We start from the raw sequence: 7431 nt of genomic DNA, 5'->3' as shown, positions 1-7431 counted from the left end.
ATTACGGAAGTTTGTCTATTTATTTTTAGCATATTTTTAAATTCCATTCTGAAAACAACCTCTCTCACAAGTAAACGCTTACTCTTTTTATTTATTAACTAGCAGTACATTTAGGGAATAATTGGTAGGATATATTACGGGGCACTATTATTTTATTTTTCAAAATCAGCCATTTCACAGCACCTAGAAAATTAAAAAATCGAGCTGTTTTCATCGATAGCAGCAATAACTACTGCCCAGATAAATGTAAGTTTACAGTCGCATCCTTGATATTATTTTTGTAGGCTAGTCAATTTATCTAATGATTTCAAAGCAACTGGGCAATCTATTGCCGAAAGCGTAGCGCTACAAATGCTGCAATATTAATAAAATAAAAAGGGCCATTACAATCGCGTATGGCCCTTTAAAGTGACAAAACTACTTATCGTTTACCACCACATGTCAGCTTGTAAACCAAGTATAAAGTCACTATCACCATTATTAGTTCCTGCATGGTCTAAATATGTACCTAGCAGTCTAATTTCAGGTGCAGGGCCTTGACCTGTTCCTATAATCCACGTTGGGGCAAGGGTTGCTTTCGCGTTATTGCCCTTATAAGTTTCATTACCGTTTGAGTCTTCTGCATAGGCATGAGACACACCAAATTCAGTTGCGATAAAGAAGTTATCAAAAACAGGGAAAGTTGGACGGATCATTGCCGAAGTCCAGTAATTATAGCTGCTATCATCATTATCATTGTACTGAGCTTGTAATGCAGGGAACAAGTTAATGCCGTTCTCTAGGAAGTAACCACCCCAAAGTAAAAAGCGCGCTGACTGATCCTTTTCGTCAATATAAGTCATTCTATCTGGACCTGGACCACCAGCAACCCAACCGTTATAAACATTAAGCGTACCACCAAGTAATTGATGAGAGCCTAAACCACGACCGGCTTGCAAAATAACTTTAGAGAAGCCATTACCAGGTAAACCCACGAAACTATCTAGATGAACAATACCTGTTACATCAAAGCCCTTTTCTGCGTATTCATTCCCAGCCTCATCCCAGTTATCTGGCATGCCCTTTAACTGGCCATGTAACTCGAAACTGCCAAAATTTGCACCGACGTGAATAGAGTGCATTAAATTATTGGTATTATTACCCCAACGACCATCTGGATTATTACAATCACTGGTCATGTATGCAAAATCATATTTAACATCACCAATTTCATAATCAGCCAGACCAATACCTAAGCCTGACATTTGTGTGTAGAAGAAATCCGTCATAAAGATATAATTGTCTTTACCGTAATCGCGTTTACCCGCCCAAAATGTTCCCGTTTCAGTCAAACCACCAAATTCAACATAGGTTTGTCCAAAACCCATACTATTAGACGTTGAATCAGCATCTACCGAAGAACCCAGTGCTTTATCATCCCCTGTACCAGCAACCGCAACATGAATACGGATAGATTTACCATCATCAAAGGCCCATTTTTTTACTAATTCAAAGTTCATATCATTATCAGACTCAATACCTAAACGCCCTAACTGCTCTTTCGATGCGGGGAATTTAGCGCGTTTATAATCATCCTTTGAACTAACTAAAACACCTGAACGAAAGTAACCGTGAAATTCTATACCATCTGTTGTAGCAGCATTAGATGTAGTCGTAACGGACAATGTTGATGTAGCAAGAAGACATGCGAGTGTTAATTTTGATAGTTTCATTGTAACTCCATAATGTATTTGTATTTCCGTGTATTGATCAAGATAACAACAAAGCGCACTGAAAGCGCTTTCTTTGATTGTTAAAAAAAAAGCCAAATATGATAAGGTAACAGTCAATAGAGCAGTTAAAATCCATTAGCTAACTTCAGATGCAAGTATAAAGAAAAAAAAGCAGATAAAAAGTGAGCCACATCACCAATGTAAGCGCTTTCATGTGATTATGATCTCACTCTATTAATTACGCAGTGAACTAATATTTACAACAACAATAAAGGTAGCGCATTTCTTAAAGCTTAAACTTACCTGTTAAACGATCACCTTAATAAAAAAATATATGTGCAGTCAACACCATAAATGTGTTTTCTTTACCATAATTCAACGAAAGCGCTTGCGCTGTATCCAAGCTAAGTTCAAAATCATCCACTTAGGTGTCACACAACATAGATAAGGAGAGTAAGTTGATCACCATCAAAGAAGTCTCAGAGCTTGCCCAGGTTTCGCAAGCAACGGTTTCAAGAGTATTAAATGGCCATCCAACGGTCAAGGACTTCAACAAAAAGAAGGTCTTTGAAGCAATAGAACAATTAGGTTACAAGCCCAATGCCTTCGCACAGGCACTCGCATCTAGCCGCTCAAACAGCATTGGAATGTTAGTAGGCTCTCTTGAAGGTCCCTTTTATGGGCCTTTGATGCATAATGCAGAAGATACACTTCGAAAAAAAAATATGCATTTAATTGTAACGAGTGGGCAAGAATCCAAGGAAAAAGAGAAAGATTCGATTCGATTTCTTCAGTCTAAGCAAGTAGATGGTTTGATTATTCATTCAGATATGTTGTCTGATGATGAATTGATAAAAATAGCAAATGACACGCCTGCCACCGTCATTTTAAACCGTTATATACCTGAATTAGCCAGCCAATGTATCTGTATCGATAATGAACTTGGCGGTTATCTGGCGACTAAGCACCTACTTGAATCAGGACACAAAATCATTGCATGTATTACCGGTCAGCTTAGTAAAATTGATAGCCGTGATAGGTTACAGGGCTATCGTAATGCTCTGACTGAGTATGGCGTTCAATACGACGCGAGCTTAATTGTCGAAGGACGTTTTGACCATGATGGGAATCATGAAAAGGTCAGACGTTTATTAGATAGACGTAATGATATTACAGCTATTTTCTGTCAAAACGATAATATAGCACTGGCAGCCTATGATATATGTAGTGAAAGAGAGCTAAAGGTGGGTAAAGATATCTCGATTGTTGGTTACGATAATGATACTTACAGCCAACATATACGGCCGAGACTCACCACGGTTCACTTTCCTGTTATAGAAATGGGTAGAGAGGCAGCCACTAGTGTACTTTCGCTGATCAGTAAATCAAACAATGCGTTACAGAACAAGTTGGAACCCGAACTTATATGTAGAAATTCAGTAAAAATTATAAAATAATTAAACTAACTTTTTAATCATAATCTCTTTTGCATTCTAAGTAATTATCAATAAAGAGGTAATGATATAACTCCTGTTTATATAGCCAGCCAGACTGGCTTCCCTCCTGTTTAACTTTTCAGACCAACCCGCATCAGCTCTATCTTATTGGTTAAAGCTAATCCAATAGTTTAGCAAACTGTGCCAACAATATTAAGCACCATTCTATATCTACTTTGGGAAAATTGTGTGCAAAAAAGGCAGTAAAACTGCCTTATATACATGCTGCTTCAAGATGCAAAGTCAGTAAGAGCAAGCGTGGTGATATGTGAAGCATAAAATTGCTAATGATATACTTTGCTCTCCCTCATTTTTCCTCAACAAGCTATGACCAAAGTTCAGTCGTTATTGCTAGCAACTGATGACGGACAGTATCGTCAATCATTATCTTTGGAGAATTAGCATCATCGGTATCCTGATTCTCGACAATTAAGACTTTAGCATCAGCACTTAGTGTATGAGTATGGTAAATACCACGCTTAATGTTATAGACCTTGTTAATTTCCATATTCCAACTCGCGATCCCAGCAATGTTATTTTTTTCATCTAGCTCTGCACAAAATAAAATACACTTACCAGATAACAATACAAACACTTCATCAGTTTCATTATGGCACTGAAAATTATCAATTTTATCTGCCTCTAATTCATTGATATAATTGAGCATTGCAACTCGCCATGTCTGAAAATCAACGACGGGAGCATATCCCGTCGCATTAAATTCAGACACCTCTAATAGGTGACTGTTCACGCTGACTCCTAATGAGATGGCAATAGCATACTTGCAGGAATATAAACATGTACCAGCTCAATGCCACCTTGACGAGAAAATATTTGACGACTTATCAATGTACTCAGTGCTAATGTATTTAGTTGCAGATCAGCACCACTTTCATTCGTCACGACCACTCTAGCAGCCCCTTCCTCTACAATTTCATAGACAAAAGGTACTTGGCAGTATGTGAATGCTAATTGTTTTTCCGTCAGCCCCAATATTTGTACTTTATTTTTGATATTAATGAACTCAAATTCATCGTTAGCAGAAAGGAATTCGGTTTGCTTAAGCAACGTAGGTTGGAAATAAATTTTACCATCCTCAACAAGCAAGCCTAATTCGCCGAAGCGTGTTAATATTTCCTCTTTAACTTGCCCTGTCATGCCAGGTTGCTGTGCCCCTGCTTGCTTAGGTGTATGTGAGTAAGGATCAGTTGGAAAAGCACCATAGACAGCGGGTGTTTTATTAAAGCCAATACCAGCACGTACTTTATAGTAATATTCAGCCAGTTTTTGCGTTGCTTCAGATTTAGCATCTATTTTCCAAGCAGCGAAATAATTTTCCTGAACGGCAAGTAGTAACTTAGAAACCATGTGCCAATAGATTGAACCTAAACCTTCATAGCCAAACATCGTCCCAGAACGGCCTGTAAACGATTGATGATTAAATACTTTTTCGTAAATAGTCAAAACATTCGCGATAACAGCGCTATCTGCATCTTGATAATCAGATGCAACTACTTTCAATGCTGCGGAAAGAACCCCTGCATTTTCAAAATTTGCATTGAAATGGTAAGCCCCTTTAGTATCTTTATCAATAATACGGCGGTCTCCCTTAGCTAGCATCTCTTTAAGAAGAGGATTAGCGTTGACCAGTGCTGCATTGATACAATTTTTTTCGGTGAAATGAGCTAAATCACGGTCAGGATAGAGCATGAAGGTGTTCTGATCTTCACGGAACATGTCACTCGCATACAAATTATCTAGCAAAGCAACCACTTGCTGTGGCGATAAGACACCCGCTGACAATACAGCTACTTGACCTTCAAGCATCGGATATAATAGATCTACATTTACGTTATTTTGCGTATAATCAATAATGTTATAGGCATTATATAGTCCATCTTTACGCAGATTAGCGGTAATACTTTCATCTAGCACCTGTAGAGACACTTCAAGCATAGCGAGTAAAGATTCACTTGTAACGTTGACCTTTCCTGAGAAACCTTTTGCATAAACATTTGCACGATAATCGGCCGCAGCCCCCGACAGTTGACGCAACACTTTACTACGTGCTTCACTGCTTACCGTACCTTGATTGATAATCGCATTCGCTTCTTGCAAAATTTGTGCTGTTGCACGAACCCATTCAGCCAACTCTGAAGAAAGTTCAACACTGCCTGAATTATCTTCTAGTAACGATTGCAAAAATGCAACATAACGGCGCATGTAGTACAGCGTCACCATTGAAAGACCCGTACCAACAATCGCATTGTTTGCATCATTCCACTCAGGTCTTTGTGTATTTAACCAAATACCACCTTCAACCACCAAATTACCCAATTTAGCCAGTAACGGTACAAGTAGTTTTTCAGTTAAATTAACCATATAAACACTATTATCAGCGTTTAATAAGAGCCTGCCATCACTTCCAAATTGGCTAACACGTTTTTCAATAACAACTTGTTTATCATGGTTAAAGATAACGGTATTTTTAGGATCGGCAAATAGTTTATCAACGCCTTCAATTTCATAGGGAACATTTGCATAACTAAATATTGCAACATTTAATAGATTTTTTAACTCTTCAGGTTGATATTTGTTAGATAATTCTAAAAATTTCAATAGATAAATAATCTGATGATCACCCCAATAACCGATATTACTCCATGGATCATCCGATTCTAACAGCTCCCAATCGATGCCTGCTTTAGTAATACGGTAAGGGTTATAGCCGTCTATCGTTGAAGCATTAACAAACTTAGAAATAAATGATTTGATAAAATTCGGATAACTTAGACCTAATGCTTCCCAGTTTTGGAAAATATCACGCCAGTTGCCCTGATAAGAGAGTAGGCGATCACCATTTTCATCTTTTAGCTTAATTTCAAAATGATTCCAAGGACGGCTAGGATCACCATGACGGCGGCCAAATGTCAACGGCAGATATTCATAGCAAAGGCGAACTAGTTGCGTATCATTTTGTTCCGTCACTAATGCAATTAATTTCTGATAATCAATGCGCTCCGGAAGTGTCTCGAAAAATGCGCGATGTTTTTCAGCAACAACTTGGTTTGAACGGAATAATGTCTTTTTAAAATCTTCTTTTTCTACCCAATATTGGTCAACAACAACACCGCCACGCATATTGTTAAATAACACATTGGCATAGTGATGTACGGTAGTCGATTCCTCTGCCGTTTTTTGGTAAGCATCGCTACCTGCCATTAGCATTAAAAGTTCACGATGATTAGCATCAATCGATTTATCAATATTCGACGTAACAGCATCCCCTGCCTGTAAAGCACTCTGTAAAGCGGCAATATCACTGTGTGTTTTGTCGATATCAGCGATGATCTGCCAGCTATTTTCCTGCCCAGCAGCAAGCTGACAACATTTATGGATAAAGTAAGCACCTCTTAAACCACGGCGCAGTGTTTCATTAACGATTTTTTCACCACGACGAAATGCACCAAGCTGCTCACTTGATAATAGAATTGACTGGCACTCATCAACAACACTAAATACCGTTGTCGCACGTAACGATTCTGCTGGCTCTGCACGGTCACTTAATTTGGCATATAAGCTGTATGTTGCTAACGTTGACTCAGGTAATAACTCATTCCATTTATAAGCATCTAATAACGCACTACTGCTCTGCATAAGTGAAAGCGGAGCATTAGGTGGTAAAATATTTTGAATACCATCGACAATTTCAAATTCAACAGCTTGCTGTGAATGGTTAATCACAGTTGAGGTGCGTACAAAACCATATTGTTCACTGGTCGCCCATTGATATTTGAACGTTAGCCCTAGCTCCTCGTTTATTTCTTCAAAAATAATCTTATCACCAGCCACATTTTTATAGAGGTTTCGTTGAACCTGATACAAACTATTATGTTGAAGATTAAACGGTTCCCATTGCTTACAACCATTTTCGGTTTGAACTCTTACAATGCTTTTACTACCCGTGTTTTCTGCACTTTCGTGAATATAATCGACCGATTTATATGGAAATAAAGCATTTTCTGGGCGAATTCTACCTGCAGATAAGCAACCTGTGGATGAAATAAATAACCAGTGGTCACTAGCTGATACAACGCTGATAAAAAAAGGTTTCATCTGATCTGCATTGGTAATTCGATAGTATTTATCGTCATCAATTGAAACAAACTGTCCTGTTATCTCTACTGATGAATTATTTAAATTATTGTTTGTCATGGCAATCC

The 7431-nt window shown here is 38.2% G+C and carries 4 protein-coding genes; 1 reads left to right on the top strand and 3 read right to left on the bottom strand.

All coding sequences use genetic code 11. The features are described from left to right. Positions 1-428: 428 nt before the first annotated feature. Positions 429-1712 (bottom strand): carbohydrate porin, encoded by a 1284-nt coding sequence (locus AB1A03_RS08215; RefSeq protein ID WP_354624183.1) that lies wholly within the window; start codon positions 1710-1712, stop codon positions 429-431. 458 nt (positions 1713-2170) lie between these two features. Here AB1A03_RS08215 and AB1A03_RS08210 point away from each other — a divergent pair, with 458 nt between their 5' ends. Continuing rightward, positions 2171-3169: a LacI family DNA-binding transcriptional regulator gene (locus AB1A03_RS08210; protein WP_354624182.1), complete on the top strand. Its 999-nt coding sequence runs from the start codon at positions 2171-2173 to the stop codon at positions 3167-3169. A 364-nt stretch (positions 3170-3533) separates the two neighbouring features. On the opposite strand, the gene AB1A03_RS08205 is transcribed toward AB1A03_RS08210, so the two are convergent. After that, entirely contained in the window at positions 3534-3959 is a 426-nt protein-coding gene (locus AB1A03_RS08205; protein WP_354624181.1) for a hypothetical protein, read from the bottom strand. 8 nt (positions 3960-3967) lie between these two features. Beyond that, positions 3968-7423 carry a 1,3-beta-D-glucan phosphorylase, GH149 family gene (locus tag AB1A03_RS08200; protein WP_354624180.1) on the bottom strand — a complete coding sequence of 1152 codons (3456 nt, stop codon included), beginning with the start codon at positions 7421-7423 and terminating at the stop codon, positions 3968-3970. Positions 7424-7431 lie beyond the last annotated feature (8 nt).

The sequence above is a fragment of the Psychromonas sp. MME2 genome (assembly GCF_040566515.1).
Taxonomy (GTDB): domain Bacteria; phylum Pseudomonadota; class Gammaproteobacteria; order Enterobacterales; family Psychromonadaceae; genus Psychromonas.
The sequence above is the reverse complement of the archived record's forward strand: the minus strand, read 5'-3'. Positions and strand labels throughout refer to the sequence as shown.

Excerpts from the sequence above, each read along its gene's own strand:
- AB1A03_RS08200 (WP_354624180.1), bottom strand. The coding sequence starts at position 7,423 with ATGACAAACAATAATTTAAATAATTCATCAGTAGAGATAACAGGACAG.
- AB1A03_RS08215 (WP_354624183.1), bottom strand. The coding sequence starts at position 1,712 with ATGAAACTATCAAAATTAACACTCGCATGTCTTCTTGCTACATCAACA.